We start from the raw sequence: 15,610 nt of genomic DNA, 5'->3' as shown, positions 1-15,610 counted from the left end.
TGGGTCTGGCAAGCTCGGCTGCATGCGTCTCGACGATGTCTGGCTGCGGTACCGCCGACGCGCTCCCTGGGTGCTGCGCGCGGTCGAACTCGACCTGGCACCCGCCGAGGCAGCGGTGGTGCTGGGGCCCAACGGGGTAGGCAAGTCCACCCTGCTCCAGTTGGCCGCCGGGGTGCTCCGTCCGACCCGAGGCGCCGTACGCGACCGTCCCCGGGTGGTCGGTTGGGTGCCCGAACGCTTCCCGGCCGACCAGCCGTTCACCATCGACCAGTACCTGACCGCGATGGCGCGGGTGCGTGGATTGTCCGCCGCCGAGTCGGGGCGGGTGGTGACGGCGTGGACCGAACGGCTCGGGGTGGCCCGGTACCGCGACGTGCGGCTGCCCGAGTTGTCCAAGGGCACCGCGCAGAAGGTGGGGCTCGCCCAGGCGCTGCTCGTACCGCCGGATCTGCTGGTCCTGGACGAGCCCTGGGAGGGGCTCGACGCGGCCGCCCGTGAGTTGGTGCCGGACCTGATCGCCGAGGTGCTGCACGCGGGCGGTTCGGTGCTGGTGAGTGACCACCGTGGCGAGACGGTGCGGCTGCCGCAGGCGGCGCACTGGGTGGTCGCCGACGGCACGGTCACCGTCGGCGGGCCGGCCCAGGGCGGCGGCAGCACCGTGGTGGAGATCGCGGTCCCGACCGCCGACGCCGCCGGCACCGTCGCCGCCCTGCGCGCCGCCGGTCACCAGGTGATCCGGGTACGGGCCGCCGAACCGCCACCGAGCCCGCGAACCGGCAGCGAGTCGAACGGTAACGAGAAGTCGACCGGTAGCGGGCTGACCGAGAGCGAGCTGACCTCATGATCGCGTTGGTACGGATGCGGCTGGCCGGATTCGTCCGGACCGGTCGGGCGATCGCGCCGATGATCGCCGGGCTGGTCGTGCTGGGTGTGCTCCACGGCGGTGGGCAGTCGCAGGCGGGGGAGGCGTACGGGGTCTCCGCGGTGGTCCTGTTTCCCGTACTGGCGTGGCAGACCAAGCTGCTGCTCGACGTCGAGCCGGACGTGGCCCGCCGGCTGGCCCTGGTCGCCGTCGGCAGCCGGAGCCGGGAACTGGCCGCCGGTCTGGTCGCTGGCACGGTCGCCGGGCTCGGCACCGTGATGATCGCGCTCGTCCTGCCCTGGGCGCTGGGTGCCATCACCGGTCCCGAGAAGCCGGAGCACCTGCCGCTGGCCCAGGGGATCACGCTCGGGGTCTGGGCGCACCTGCTGGTTCTGCCCGCGGCGGTGGCGCTCGGCGCTCTGGCCAGCCGGGCGGCGACCGACAGCCCCCGGTACGGGGTGCTGGTCCTGGTCGGCGGCGCGGTCGGGGCGGTCGTGTTCGGGCTGCGGGACTCGGTGCTGCCGTGGGTGGCGCCGCCGATGATGGCCACCGCACGGGCGATCACGTCGGGACCGAGCGGCCTGCGGGTGGTGGAGCTGACCGGGCACGCCCTGCTCTGGAGCGCCGCCGCCCTGGCCCTGTACGCCTGGCTGCGCCGACGTCGGGCATGACCTGGCTCACCCGTTCGCGCCCGACCGGGCGCTGATTTGGTGGTGGCCGGATCGTCCCGTACTCTTGACAAGTCGTCTGGGCTTCGGTTCGGGCGGACGTAACCACCAAAGACCGCTGGCCACCGTGCTGAGGCACGGTTGAAGGTCCCGTTCGACGGGCGGCCCGCGCAGGCGGAGACGGTAGCGTGCCGGTCATGTTCACGTGACCCTGTCGCCCCGTGCGCCCTGCGCCGGGGCGTTTCTCGTTGCGGCGGTTCCTTCCTACCTTTCACGAAGGTAACCAGCCTTTAGCAATGAGAGAGGAGGGACATGGCGGACAAGCCGGTTCGGGCCGACAAGGCCACGGCCGTTGCCGAACTCACCGAGAGCTTCCGTAGCTCGGGTGCCACCGTGCTGACCGAGTACCGCGGCCTGACGGTCGCCCAGCTGACTCAGCTGCGGCGCTCGCTGGGTCGGGAGACGACCTACTCGATCACCAAGAACACGCTGGCCAAGCGCGCTGCGACGGACGCTGGTATCCAGGGTCTCGATGAGCTGTTCACCGGTCCTACCGCGTTGACCTTCGTCGGCGGCGACGTCGTCGAGGCGGCGAAGGGTCTCCGGGACTTCGCGAAGGCCAACCCGAAGCTCGTCATCAAGGGTGGCGTCTTCGAGGGTCGGGCCATCACCGCGGACGAGGTCACCAAGCTCGCCGACCTCGAGTCCCGTGAGGTGCTGCTGGCCAAGCTGGCCGGCGCGATGAAGGGCAACCTGAGCAAGGCCGCGGCGCTGTTCCAGGCGCCGCTGTCCAAGACCGCCCGCCTGGCTGCGGCGTTGCAGGACAAGCTCGAGAAGGAGGGCGCCGAGCAGGCCTGACGGCCGGCTCGAGCGCACCCGATCAACTTTCGAAAGTACGAGGAAAGGACGCCAGCCATGGCGAAGCTCAGCACCGACGAGCTGCTCGACGCGTTCAAGGAAATGACGCTGATCGAGCTGTCGGAGTTCGTGAAGCAGTTCGAGACGACCTTCGAGGTCACCGCGGCCGCGCCGGTCGCCGTGGGCGTTGCCGGTGGCACCGCCGCCGCGGCCGCCGAGGCGGAGCCGGAGCAGGACGAGTTCGACGTCATCCTCGAGGCTGACGGCGGCAAGAAGATCCAGGTCATCAAGGTCGTGCGTGAGCTGACCGGCCTGGGCCTGAAGGAGGCCAAGGACCTCGTCGAGGCCGCCCCCAAGGCTGTCGTCGAGAAGGTCAACAAGGAGACCGCGGACAAGGCCAAGGCCAAGCTCGAGGCCGAGGGCGCGAAGGTCACCCTCAAGTAGTTCCACCCCGGCACACGATCGCGGGTGGCGTTGGCGCCAGCGCCACCCGTACACGTGAGCTGACGCACATCGCGTCGTCGTGGGCGGCGGTCCGAGATCGGATCGCCGCCCGCTGCTGTCTGCTGACAGCAGGTGATCAGGGCTTTGGCGTACCGGCCCGGGCGGCGGACGGGGTGTGGACCGGGACTGTCGGGGGAAAGACGTTGGTTGACCGGCGTTCCAGCCCTTGACGGGGCAGGGCACGGGCAGGCACGCTGACACAGCAAGACCTTCCGCGCTTGCGACGGCCATCACCTGGGTCGTGCCGGCAGCACCCGCTGCCGACGCTCCCGGTGGCCCGCGGGGAGCGTGCGAAAGACGTGCGAGCGCGTATCTGAACGCGTGGCGGCCTCGGGCCTCGGCACGTTTCGCAACGTTCTGCCGTGCCGGGCTGGACAGCGGTTAGCCGCTCGGCTACACTGCTAGTTTGCGCTGCCTTCCGACTTGACCCCTGCTCGGAATGTCCGATTGTGGATATTTCTAGTGGGGTCATTGGAGTGCACGCGAAACAGCCGTTCTGCAGCACCGGTCCTCGGAAGGACGCATCTTGGCAGCTTCCCGCCCTGCGAAGACCAGTCGTACGTCGAGCGCATTCGCGCCCCGCCGAATCTCATTCGGCAGGATTACCGAACACCTCGAGGTCCCCAACCTCCTCGCCATCCAGAACGAGTCTTTCGACTGGCTGGTTGGCAACGAGGCTTGGCAGGGCCGGTCGGCCGACGACCCGCACGCACGCTCGGGTCTCGCGGAGATCCTCGACGAGATCAGCCCCATTGAGGACTTCTCCGGCACTATGTCGTTGTCCTTCTCCGCACCGCGCTTCGACGAGGTCAAGGCCTCGATCGAGGAGTGCAAGGAGAAGGATCTGACCTACTGCGCGCCGCTGTTCGTGACCGCGGAGTTCACCAACAACACCACTGGCGAGATCAAGAGCCAGACCGTGTTCATGGGTGACTTCCCGATGATGACGCCGAAGGGCACCTTCATCATCAACGGCACCGAGCGCGTCGTGGTCAGCCAGCTCGTCCGGTCTCCGGGCGTGTACTTCGACAAGCAGCCGGACAAGACCTCCGACCGCGACCTCTCCAGCGTCAAGGTCATCCCTAGCCGGGGTGCCTGGCTGGAGTTCGACATCGACAAGAGAGATACGGTCGGTGTCCGCATCGACCGTAAGCGCCGGCAGGCCGTCACCGTCCTGCTCAAGGCGATCGGTTGGACCGGCGAGCAGATCCGCGAGCGGTTCGGCTGGTCCGAGCTGATGATGACCACCCTGGAGAAGGACCACATCGCCGGGGTGGACGAGGCGCTGCTCGACATCTACCGCAAGCTGCGGCCGGGTGAGCCGCCGACGCGCGAGAACGCCCAGACCCTGCTCGACAACCTCTTCTTCAACCCGAAGCGGTATGACGTAGCCAAGGTCGGCCGTTACAAGTTCAACAAGAAGCTCGAACTGCAGGTGCCGATCACCACCGGCACGCTGACCGAGGACGACGTTGTCGCCACCGTGGAGTACCTCTGCCGGCTGCACGCCGGCGAGGAGGGCTACGAGGCCGACGACATCGACCACTTCGGCAACCGGCGGCTGCGTACCGTGGGCGAGCTGATCCAGAACCAGGTCCGGGTCGGTCTTTCCCGGATGGAGCGGGTCGTCCGCGAGCGGATGACCACCCAGGACGTCGAGGCGATCACGCCGCAGACCCTGATCAACATCCGCCCGGTGGTGGCGGCGATCAAGGAGTTCTTCGGTACGTCGCAGCTGTCCCAGTTCATGGACCAGACCAACCCGCTGGCGGGTCTGACCCACCGGCGCCGGCTGAGCGCGCTCGGCCCGGGTGGTCTGTCCCGTGAGCGGGCCGGCTTCGAGGTCCGGGACGTGCACCCGTCGCACTACGGCCGGATGTGCCCGATCGAGACGCCGGAAGGCCCGAACATCGGCCTGATCGGCGCGTTGTCCACCTTCGGGCGGGTCAACCCCTTCGGGTTCATCGAGACGCCGTACCGCAAGGTCGTCGAGGGTCAGGTCACCGACCAGATCGACTACCTGACCGCGGACGAGGAAGACCGGTACGTCAAGGCGCAGGCCAACGCCCCGTTGCGGGCAGACGGTCACTTCGCCGAGGACCGGGTCCTGGTTCGTCGGAAGGGCGGTGAGGTCGACTACGTCGCCCCGACCGCGGTCGACTACATGGACGTCTCGCCGCGCCAGATGGTGTCGGTCGCGACCGCCATGATCCCGTTCCTCGAGCACGACGACGCCAACCGGGCACTGATGGGCGCGAACATGCAGCGCCAGGCGGTGCCGCTGGTCAAGGCCGAGGCGCCGCTCGTCGGTACGGGCATGGAGTACCGGGCCGCGGTCGACGCGGGTGACGTGGTGGTCGCCGAGGTCGGCGGTGTGGTCGAGGACCTGTGCGCCGACTACGTGACGGTGCACCAGGACGACGGTCACCGCCGTACCTACCTGCTGCACAAGTTCCGCCGCTCCAACGCCGGCTCCTGCGTCAACCAGAAGCCGGTCGTCTTCGAGGGCGACCGCGTCGAGGCCGGTCAGGTCATCGCCGACGGTCCGTGCACCGACGAGGGCGAGATGGCGCTCGGGCGCAACCTGCTCGTGGCGTTCATGCCGTGGGAGGGCCACAACTACGAGGACGCGATCATCCTGTCGCAGCGCCTCGTACAGCAGGACGCCCTCACCTCGATCCACATCGAGGAGCACGAGGTCGACGCCCGCGACACCAAGCTGGGCCCGGAGGAGATCACCCGCGACATCCCGAACGTCAGCGAGGAAATGCTCGCCGACCTCGACGAGCGCGGCATCATCCGGATCGGTGCGGAGGTCGTGCCCGGTGACATCCTGGTCGGCAAGGTCACGCCCAAGGGCGAGACCGAGCTGACCCCGGAGGAGCGTCTGCTCCGCGCGATCTTCGGTGAGAAGGCGCGTGAGGTCCGGGACACCTCGCTGAAGGTGCCGCACGGCGAGACCGGCACGGTCATCGGTGTGCGTACCTTCTCCCGCGAGGACGGCGACGAGCTGCCGCCGGGGGTCAACGAGCTGGTCCGCGTCTACGTGGCCCAGAAGCGGAAGATCCAGGACGGCGACAAGCTCGCCGGCCGGCACGGCAACAAGGGTGTCATCTCCAAGATCCTGCCGGTCGAGGACATGCCGTTCCTGGAGGACGGCACGCCGGTCGACATCGTGCTCAACCCGCTCGGTGTGCCGAGCCGGATGAACATCGGTCAGGTGCTGGAGACCCACCTTGGCTGGGTGGCCAAGACCGGGTGGCAGGTCGAGGGTGACGACGCCGAGTGGAAGCGGAACCTGCGCGCCATCGACGCCGACACCTCGGTGCCGGACACCAACGTCGCGACGCCGGTCTTCGACGGTGCCCGCGAGGAGGAGATCGCCGGTCTGCTCTCGTCGACCCTGCCCAACCGGGACGGCAAGCAGCTCATCGGTGCGAGCGGTAAGGCGCAGCTGTTCGACGGTCGCTCCGGTGAACCGCTGCCGGACCCGATCGCGGTCGGCTACATCTACATCCTGAAGCTGAACCACCTGGTCGACGACAAGATCCACGCTCGGTCGACCGGACCGTACTCGATGATCACGCAGCAGCCGCTGGGTGGTAAGGCGCAGTTCGGTGGCCAGCGGTTCGGCGAGATGGAGTGCTGGGCGATGCAGGCGTACGGAGCCGCGTACGCCCTGCAGGAGTTGCTGACGATCAAGTCCGACGACGTCCTGGGCCGGGTGAAGGTCTACGAGGCGATCGTCAAGGGCGAGAACATCCCCGAGCCGGGTATCCCGGAGTCGTTCAAGGTGCTGCTCAAGGAGCTGCAGTCGCTGTGCCTGAATGTTGAGGTGCTCTCCAGCGACGGCGTGGCCCTGGAAATGCGCGAGACCGACGACGAGGTCTTCCGGGCGGCGGAGGAACTTGGCATCGACCTGTCCCGGCGTGAGCCGAGCTCGGTCGAGGAAGTTTGAGGCGTTAGGTCTGGGGCAGGGTGACCCGCTCCGGTGGTCAGGCTTGATCCCTTCGTGGGTCACCCTGCCCCAGACCTTTCCCGGGAGAGCTAGCAACGAAATAAGACACGACACGAGGGATACATAACGTGCTCGACGTCAACTTCTTCGACGAGTTGCGCATTGGCCTGGCTACCGCGGACGACATCCGCCAGTGGTCGCACGGCGAGGTTAAGAAGCCCGAGACGATCAACTACCGCACCCTGAAGCCGGAAAAGGACGGGCTCTTCTGCGAGAAGATCTTCGGTCCGCAGCGGGACTGGGAGTGCTACTGCGGTAAGTACAAGCGGGTCCGGTTCAAGGGCATCATCTGTGAGCGCTGCGGCGTCGAGGTGACTCGCTCCAAGGTGCGTCGTGAGCGGATGGGCCACATCGAGCTGGCCGCTTCCGTCACCCACATCTGGTACTTCAAGGGCGTCCCGAGCCGGCTGGGCTACCTGCTCGACCTGGCTCCCAAGGACCTCGAGAAGATCATCTACTTCGCATCGTACGTGATCACGAGCGTCGACGCGGAAGCGCGTCACCGCGACCTGTCCACGGTCGAGAACGAGATCCTGGCCGAGAAGCGTCAGGCGGAGAACAGCCGCGACTCGGAGATCGAGAAGCGGGCCGCCAAGCTGGAGGCCGACCTGGCCGACCTCGAGGCCGAGGGTGCCAAGGCCGACGTGCGCCGCAAGGTCAAAGAGGGCGGCGAGCGCGAGATGCGCCAGATCCGCGACCGGGCGCAGCGCGAGATCGACCGGCTGGACGAGGTGCTCGACACCTTCCGCAAGCTGGACGCGAAGCAGCTGGTCACGGACGAGCTGCTCTACCGGGAGCTGCGGGACCGGTTCGGTGAGTACTTCACCGGCGGCATGGGTGCCGAGGCGATCAAGGCGCTGGTCCAGAACATGGACCTCGACGCCGAGGCGGAGAACCTCCGCGAGATCATCCGGTCCGGCAAGGGCCAGCGGAAGATCCGGGCGCTCAAGCGGCTGAAGGTGGTCGCGGCGTTCCTGAACACCCGCAACTCGCCGCTCGGCATGGTGCTCGACTGCGTCCCGGTCATCCCGCCGGACCTGCGCCCGATGGTGCAGCTCGACGGTGGCCGGTTCGCGACCTCGGACCTGAACGATCTCTACCGCCGGGTGATCAACCGGAACAACCGGCTCAAGCGCCTGATCGACCTGGGCGCGCCGGAGATCATCGTGAACAACGAGAAGCGGATGCTGCAGGAGGCCGTCGACGCGCTGTTCGACAACGGCCGCCGTGGCCGGCCGGTCACCGGTCCGGGTAACCGCCCGCTGAAGTCGCTCTCCGACATGCTCAAGGGCAAGCAGGGTCGGTTCCGCCAGAACCTGCTCGGCAAGCGCGTCGACTACTCCGGCCGTTCGGTCATCGTGGTCGGCCCGCAGCTCAAGCTGCACCAGTGCGGTCTGCCCAAGCAGATGGCGCTGGAGCTGTTCAAGCCGTTCGTGATGAAGCGGCTGGTCGACCTCAACCACGCGCAGAACATCAAGTCCGCGAAGCGGATGGTCGAGCGGCAGCGGCCGGTCGTCTGGGATGTGCTGGAAGAGGTCATCGGCGAGCACCCGGTGCTGCTCAACCGGGCACCGACCCTGCACCGTCTCGGCATCCAGGCCTTCGAGCCGCAGCTGGTCGAGGGCAAGGCGATCCAGATCCACCCGCTCGTCTGCACCGCGTTCAACGCGGACTTCGACGGTGACCAGATGGCGGTGCACGTACCGCTGTCCGCCGAGGCCCAGGCCGAGGCGCGGATCCTGATGCTGTCGTCGAACAACATCCTCAAGCCGGCCGACGGCAAGCCGGTGACCATGCCTACCCAGGACATGGTGATCGGGCTGTACTACCTGACCCACCTCACCCCCGGTGAGGTCGGCGAGGGTCGTGCGTTCAGCTCGGACGCCGAGGCTCGGATGGCCTTCGACAACGGTGAGCTGCACCTGCAGACCCCGATCAAGATCCGCCTGCACGGCGTGATCGGTGTCGACAACGGTGCCGGCGCGGAGAAGTGGACCGAGCCCGAGGGCTGGGTTCCCGGATCGGCGCTGACCGTCGACACCACGCTGGGTCGGGTGCTGTTCAATGAGACGCTGCCGCAGGGCTACCGCTTCGTGAACTACGAGATCCGCAAGGGTCAGCTCTCCGCGATCGTCAACGATCTCGCCGAGCGGTTCCCGAAGGTGGCGCTGGCCGCGACCCTCGACGGGCTCAAGGAGGCCGGTTTCCACTGGGCCACCTGGTCCGGCGTGACGATCGGTATGCAGGACGTCATCGCGCCCCCGCGCAAGCCGGAGATCCTGGAGCGGTACGAGAAGGAAGCCGACCGGATCGACAAGCAGTACCAGCGGGGTCTGATGACCGCCGAGGAACGTCGCGGCGAGCTCATCGAGATCTGGACCAAGGCGACCAACGAGGTCGCCAAGGAGATGGAAACCGCGCTACCGCAGGAGAACCCGCTCTGGGTCATGATCAACTCGGGTGCCCGCGGTAACCTGCTCCAGCTCCGCCAGATCGCCGCGATCCGTGGCCTGGTGGCCAACCCCAAGGGTGAGATCATCCCGCGGCCGATCAAGGCCAGCTACCGGGAGGGTCTGTCCGTACTGGAGTATTTCATCTCCACGCACGGTGCCCGTAAGGGTCTGGCCGACACCGCGCTGCGTACCGCCGACTCGGGCTACCTGACCCGTCGTCTGGTGGACGTCTCGCAGGACGTGATCATCCGCGAGGAAGACTGCGGTACGGACCGCGCCATCCCCATGCAGGTCGGCGAGTTCCTCGGCGGCAAGCTGGTGGTGCACACGCACGCCGAAACCGGTGTGCACGCCCGTACCCTGGCCGACGACATCAAGGGCGCCGACGGCACCGTGGTCGCCGAGCGGGGGATGGACCTCAACTCCATCCTGGTGGACAAGATCGTCGAGGCTGGCGTCGAGACGGTCCGGGTTCGCTCCGTGCTCACCTGCGAGTCCAAGCTCGGGGTCTGCGCGGCCTGCTACGGCCGTTCGCTGCCGACCGGCAAGTCGGTCGACATCGGCGAGGCGGTCGGCATCATCGCGGCCCAGTCGATCGGTGAGCCGGGTACGCAGCTGACGATGCGTACCTTCCACACCGGTGGTGTCGCGGGTGAGGACATCACCCAGGGTCTGCCGCGTGTGCAGGAGATCTTCGAGGCCCGGGTGCCGAAGGGTAAGGCGCCCATCGCCGACACCCCCGGCCGGATCCGGATCGAGGACGGCGAGCGCTCGCGGAAGATCATCGTGGTGCCGGACGACGGCAGCGAGGAGATCGTGTACGACAAGATCTCCAAGCGGGTCAAGCTCCGGGCCCACGACGGCGATCACGTCGAGGTCGGGCAGAAGCTCACCGAGGGCACCATCGACCCGCACGAGCTGCTGCGCATCCTCGGCCCGCGCGCGGTCCAGGTCCACCTGACCCAGGAGGTCCAGGAGGTCTACCGCTCGCAGGGTGTGCTGATCCACGACAAGCACATCGAGATCATCATCCGCCAGATGCTCAAGCGGGTCACGGTGATCGACTCCGGTGCGACCGAGTTCCTGCCGGGCGTGCTGGTCGACCGCGCTTTGTTCGAGTCGGAGAACCGCCGGCTCGTGTCCGAGGGCGGCGAGCCCGCGGCCGGTCGGCCGGTGCTGATGGGTATCACCAAGGCATCGCTGGCGACCGACTCGTGGCTGTCGGCGGCCTCCTTCCAGGAGACCACCCGGGTGCTCACCGACGCGGCGATCAACGCCCGTAGTGACTCGCTCATCGGTCTCAAGGAGAACGTCATCATCGGAAAGCTCATCCCGGCGGGTACTGGCATCAGCAAGTACCGCAACGTCCGGGTGGAGCCGACCGAGGAGGCGAAGGCCAAGGTCTACTCGATGACCGGGTACCCCGAGACCGACTACGGTTTCGGACCGGCCAGCGGGCAGGCGGTTCCGCTGGACGACTTCGACTTCGGGTCGTACCGCTAACCAGAACGGGTCCGAGCGCCCCATGTGCCGTACTGACGGCGCGTGGGGCGCTCGCCTGTTTGTAGGCTGGCCGGGTGGAGATGACGCCGGTGACCCTGCCCGGACCGCTGCTGCGGCACCCGCTCGACCCGGATCCGGTGCGCTCGACGAAGGCCCGGGCGGTCTTCGCGCTGGGTCTGATGGCCGCGCTCACGGGGGTGTTCCTCGGCGGCATCGTGCCGGCCACGATCGCGCTGCTGCTGGCGCGGCAGGCCCGCCGGGAGGCGTACGCCTCGGCCGGTTACCTCACCGGTGCGGCACTGTTGCGCCGGGGGGAGCGGCTGGCCTGGGCCGGCATGACGCTGGCCACCGTCACGGCCGTGGTGGTGGTCGTGATCGGGCTGCTGCACCTCGCCGGCACGCCCGGTGGTCAGGACTTCGCACCCACCATCAACTAGCGCACTGCCCCGGCGGGAGACCGCCTAGAGTGTGGGGACCCCGTCGGAGGACCAGCCCGGTCCGGCCCGGCCGGGGCTTGGCTGTCGGAGGGGGATGTCGGTGACGGAAGAGGCGCGGCCACCCTCGGGACCGGGCGGCCAGCCGTCGGCGTACCCGCAGGCGGGTTTCCCCGCGACCGTGCCGGCGCCGGCCGGCCCGGGGCGACCGGCCCCGGTGCCCCTGCCGCCGCGCGAGACGTGGCGCCCACCCCGCCGGGTCGACCCCGTCCCCGGTACGCCGTTCGGCCTCGCCTACCTGGATGTGCCGCCGATCACCTCCGGGCTGGCGGTCGGCGCGCTGGCCGCCGGCATCGCCGCCATCGTCGTCTCGCTGGTGGTCTTCTGCTTCGGGCTGGTCGGCGTGAGCGGTGGGTGGGGCGCCTGGGTGGCCGGCGCCTTCGGCGTCCTGGGCGCGTTGCTGGGTGCTGCGGCGATCGTGCTCGGGGTGCTCGGGCGGCGGCAGACCCGAGCCGCGACGCCGTCGTCCGGTGTCCGTTTCGTCGGAGCGGGACTGGCGGTGTCCGGTATCTGGTGCGGTGCGGCGGGCCTCGGGCTGACCGTGATCGGGTTCGGGCTGGCGGTGCTCCTGCAGCTCGGCTGATCCGGCGCCGGTCCCGGTCCGGGGGCCGGCCGGGCCGAATTCCTGCGGTGCCGGTACACTTGCTGCTAGAGGTGCCTGCTGTGGGTGCGCGGGCAGGACGGGCCGGGAAGCCACGGCGTGGCTTTTCGGGGAACCCCCGTTTTGACCTGGGTGCTTCTGGTAGGTACCCTTCCCCTCGTGCCCGGGCTCGCCCGGGCAACTCGTGTGTGCTCGCGAGCCGGTATCCGGCCATCGAGCGGCATCACGACCCAGTCGAAGAGGTCGGCGGTGAACGTACGCCGACCGGATAAAACCGGTGCGGGCGAGAGCGCGCAGCGGGACCGTGGACGGGCGACACGCCCGACCGCGGGTGCCGGAGCCGTCCACGGACGGGTTCGGTTGGAATGTAGGAGAGTCACCCACCCGGGCGACTACGACCAAGGCGCGACCGCCAGGCAGGCGGTCGGAGGGAGCGGAAAACCCGGTGCCCACCATTCAGCAGTTGGTCCGAAAGGGCCGCCAGGCTAAGACGACGAAGACCAAGACGCCCGCGCTGAAGGGCAGCCCGCAGCGGCGCGGCGTGTGCACGCGTGTTTACACCACCACCCCGAAGAAGCCGAACTCGGCGCTGCGCAAGGTCGCCCGTGTGAAGCTGAGCAGCCAGATCGAGGTGACCGCGTACATCCCCGGCGTCGGGCACAACCTGCAGGAGCACTCGATCGTGCTGGTTCGTGGCGGCCGGGTGAAGGACCTCCCCGGCGTGCGCTACAAGATTGTCCGCGGCTCGCTGGACACCCAGGGCGTTCGTAACCGCAAGCAGGCGCGCAGCCGTTACGGCGCGAAGAAGGAGAAGAGCTGACATGCCGCGTAAGGGACCCGCTCCGCGCCGGCCGTTGGTCGCCGACCCGGTATACAACTCGCCGCTGGTCACCCAGCTGGTGAACAAGATCCTGCTTCGTGGCAAGCGTCAGCTCGCCGAGCGCATCGTCTACGGCGCCCTCGAGGGCTGCCGGGAGAAGTCGGGCACCGACCCGGTAGTCACCCTCAAGCGGGCGATGGACAACGTGAAGCCGACGCTGGAGGTGCGCAGCCGCCGGGTCGGTGGCGCCACCTACCAGGTGCCGGTCGAGGTTCGCCCGGCCCGGGCGACCACGCTCGGCCTGCGCTGGCTGGTCACGTACTCCAAGGCGCGTCGGGAAAAGACGATGATCGAGCGCCTGATGAACGAGCTGCTCGACGCGAGCAACGGCCTCGGTGCCGCCGTCAAGCGGCGCGAGGACACGCACAAGATGGCCGAGTCGAACAAGGCCTTCGCGCACTACCGCTGGTAACACGCCTCGTGCCGCCGCCGCAGGGCGGCGGCACGACCAGGTTGTCGAGACGACGATAAGTAGGGATTGAAGTGGCCGCCGCAGACGCGCTCGCCAAGGTACGCAACATCGGCATCATGGCGCACATCGATGCTGGTAAGACCACGACCACCGAGCGGATCCTGTTCTACACCGGCATCACGTACAAGATCGGTGAGGTCCACGAGGGCGCCGCCGTCATGGACTGGATGGAGCAGGAGCAGGAGCGGGGAATCACCATCACCTCCGCCGCCACCAAGTGTGAGTGGAAGGGCCACACGATCCAGATCATCGACACGCCTGGCCACGTCGACTTCACGGTCGAGGTCGAGCGGTCGCTGCGGGTGCTGGACGGTGCGGTCGCGGTGTACGACGGGGTCGCCGGCGTGGAGCCGCAGACCGAGAACGTCTGGCGCCAGGCGGACAAGTACAACGTCCCCCGGATGTGCTTCGTCAACAAGCTCGACCGGACCGGCGCCGACTTCTTCCGCTGCGTGCAGATGATGATCGACCGGCTGAACGCCACCCCGCTGGTGCTCCAGATCCCGATCGGGCTCGAGGGTGACCACATCGGTGTCGTCGACCTGATCGGTATGCGCGCGCTGACCTGGCGTGGCGAGACCCAGAAGGGCGAGGACTACGCGGTCGAGGAGATCCCGGCCGACCTTGCCGACTCCGCCGCCGAGTGGCGCGACAAGCTCATCGAGACGCTGGCCGACGTCGACGACTCGGTGATGGAGAAGTACCTCGAGGGCGAGGACATCTCCGTCGACGAGATCAAGTCCGCCATCCGGCGGGCCACGATCGCGGGCAAGGCGAACCCGGTGCTCTGCGGTTCGGCGTTCAAGAACAAGGGCGTCCAGCCGATGCTCGACGCCGTGGTCGACTTCCTGCCGTCGCCGCTGGACATCCCGGCGGTCGAGGGCACCGCGCTCGACGGCGAGACCGTCCTGCTGCGCAAGCCCTCGAACAGCGAGCCGTTCGCCGGTCTGGCCTTCAAGATCCAGACCGACAAGCACCTCGGCAAGCTCACCTACGTACGGGTCTACTCCGGCACGCTCGAGTCCGGTTCCCAGGTGGTCAACTCCACCAAGGACCGCAAGGAGCGGATCGGCAAGATCTACCAGATGCACGCCAACAAGCGGGAAGAGCGTCCCTCGGCCCAGGCTGGCGACATCATCGCGGTCCAGGGTCTGAAGCAGACCACCACCGGTGACACGCTCTCCGACCCGTCGAACCCGGTCATCCTGGAGTCGATGACGTTCCCGGAGCCGGTCATCAACGTGGCGATCGAGCCGAAGACCAAGTCCGACCAGGAGAAGCTCGGCACCGCGATCCAGCGGCTGGCCGAGGAGGACCCGACCTTCCGGGTCCGGCTCGACGAGGAGACCGGCCAGACGGTCATCTCCGGCATGGGCGAGCTGCACCTGGACATCCTGGTCGACCGGATGCGCCGCGAGTTCAACGTCGAGGCCAACATCGGCAAGCCGCAGGTGGCGTACCGCGAGACCATCCGCCGCAAGGTGGAGAAGGTCGAGCACACGCACAAGAAGCAGACCGGTGGTTCGGGTCAGTACGCCCGGGTCATCGTCAGCCTCGAGCCGCTGCCGCTCGGCAACGACCAGCCGACGTACGAGTTCGTGAACGCGGTCAGCGGTGGTCGCATCCCGCGGGAGTTCATCCCGTCGGTCGACGCCGGCGCCCAGGACGCCATGCAGTACGGCACCCTGGCCGGTTACCCGCTGGTCGGCCTGAAGCTGACGCTGCTGGACGGGCAGTACCACGAGGTCGACTCGTCCGAAATGGCGTTCAAGATCGCCGGCTCGATGGTGCTCAAGGAAGCGGCCCGCAAGGCCGATCCCGCACTGCTCGAGCCGATGATGGCAGTCGAGGTCACCACCCCTGAGGAAAACATGGGTGACGTCATCGGCGACATCAACTCCCGCCGCGGCATCATCCAGGCCATGGAGGAGCGGAGCGGTGCTCGCATCGTCCGCGCCCTGGTGCCGCTGTCGGAGATGTTCGGCTATGTCGGCGACCTGCGGTCGAAGACCCAGGGCCGGGCTAGCTACAGCATGCAGTTCGACTCCTACGCCGAGGTTCCCCAGAGCGTCGCGAAGGAGATCATCGCGAAGGCGACGGGTGAGTGAGCGGAGACGCTCAACTCTTCCGATGCCGGGCCGGTGATACCGCTAGGACCACGGGCGGGTAATCTCGCCCGCGGTCTGCCCGGGCCGGGCTGCAAGAGACCAGGCCTGAAGGTTTCACCGCCGCAAGACCCAAGTACTTCCCGGCCGGAAATCGGCCGGTAAGGCTGTCGACAGAGTCCTGAACGCCGA

General features: G+C 68.1%; 11 protein-coding genes. All 11 read left to right on the top strand.

Annotated elements, in window-relative coordinates:
- Positions 1-22: 22 nt before the first annotated feature.
- The 11 genes from AB0J90_RS22895 to fusA all read left to right on the top strand — a co-directional run bounded on the left by AB0J90_RS22895 (position 23) and on the right by fusA (position 15,421).
- Entirely contained in the window at positions 23-844 is an 822-nt protein-coding gene (locus AB0J90_RS22895; protein ID WP_363598861.1) for an ATP-binding cassette domain-containing protein, read from the top strand.
- The gene (locus AB0J90_RS22890) at positions 841-1,533 is read left to right on the top strand and encodes a hypothetical protein (protein WP_363598859.1); all 693 of its coding nucleotides are present in this window, start codon (positions 841-843) and stop codon (positions 1,531-1,533) included. Before AB0J90_RS22895 ends, AB0J90_RS22890 begins: the two co-directional genes overlap by 4 nt.
- Before the next feature lie 309 nt (positions 1,534-1,842).
- Positions 1,843-2,388, top strand: a complete 546-nt coding sequence (rplJ, locus tag AB0J90_RS22885; protein ID WP_326561104.1) for a 50S ribosomal protein L10 — start codon at positions 1,843-1,845, stop codon at positions 2,386-2,388.
- A gap of 57 nt (positions 2,389-2,445) precedes the next feature.
- Positions 2,446-2,832, top strand: a complete 387-nt coding sequence (rplL, locus tag AB0J90_RS22880; protein WP_363598857.1) for a 50S ribosomal protein L7/L12 — start codon at positions 2,446-2,448, stop codon at positions 2,830-2,832.
- 586 nt (positions 2,833-3,418) lie between these two features.
- Positions 3,419-6,850 (top strand): DNA-directed RNA polymerase subunit beta, encoded by a 3,432-nt coding sequence (locus AB0J90_RS22875; protein ID WP_363598855.1) that lies wholly within the window; start codon positions 3,419-3,421, stop codon positions 6,848-6,850.
- A 128-nt stretch (positions 6,851-6,978) separates the two neighbouring features.
- Complete coding sequence (locus AB0J90_RS22870) at positions 6,979-10,866, top strand: DNA-directed RNA polymerase subunit beta' (RefSeq protein WP_363598853.1); 3,888 nt, start codon at positions 6,979-6,981, stop codon at positions 10,864-10,866.
- An 80-nt stretch (positions 10,867-10,946) separates the two neighbouring features.
- Positions 10,947-11,303, top strand: a complete 357-nt coding sequence (locus AB0J90_RS22865; protein WP_363598930.1) for a hypothetical protein — start codon at positions 10,947-10,949, stop codon at positions 11,301-11,303.
- A gap of 100 nt (positions 11,304-11,403) precedes the next feature.
- On the top strand, positions 11,404-11,943 hold the full coding sequence (locus tag AB0J90_RS22860) for a hypothetical protein (protein WP_363598851.1): 540 nt from the start codon (positions 11,404-11,406) through the stop codon (positions 11,941-11,943).
- Positions 11,944-12,406: 463 nt separating this feature from the next.
- A complete protein-coding gene (rpsL, locus tag AB0J90_RS22855) occupies positions 12,407-12,781 on the top strand; it encodes a 30S ribosomal protein S12 (protein ID WP_007465318.1) in 375 nt (124 codons plus the stop codon).
- 1 nt (position 12,782) lies between these two features.
- The gene (gene rpsG, locus AB0J90_RS22850) at positions 12,783-13,253 is read left to right on the top strand and encodes a 30S ribosomal protein S7 (protein ID WP_121158400.1); all 471 of its coding nucleotides are present in this window, start codon (positions 12,783-12,785) and stop codon (positions 13,251-13,253) included.
- A 71-nt stretch (positions 13,254-13,324) separates the two neighbouring features.
- Positions 13,325-15,421: an elongation factor G gene (gene fusA, locus AB0J90_RS22845; protein WP_363598849.1), complete on the top strand. Its 2,097-nt coding sequence runs from the start codon at positions 13,325-13,327 to the stop codon at positions 15,419-15,421.
- Positions 15,422-15,610: the final 189 nt, after the last annotated feature.

The organism is Micromonospora sp. NPDC049523, assembly GCF_040676775.1.
GTDB lineage: Bacteria > Actinomycetota > Actinomycetes > Mycobacteriales > Micromonosporaceae > Micromonospora_G.
Note: the sequence above shows the minus strand (reverse complement) of the source record. Positions and strands in the feature narration are given on the sequence as shown.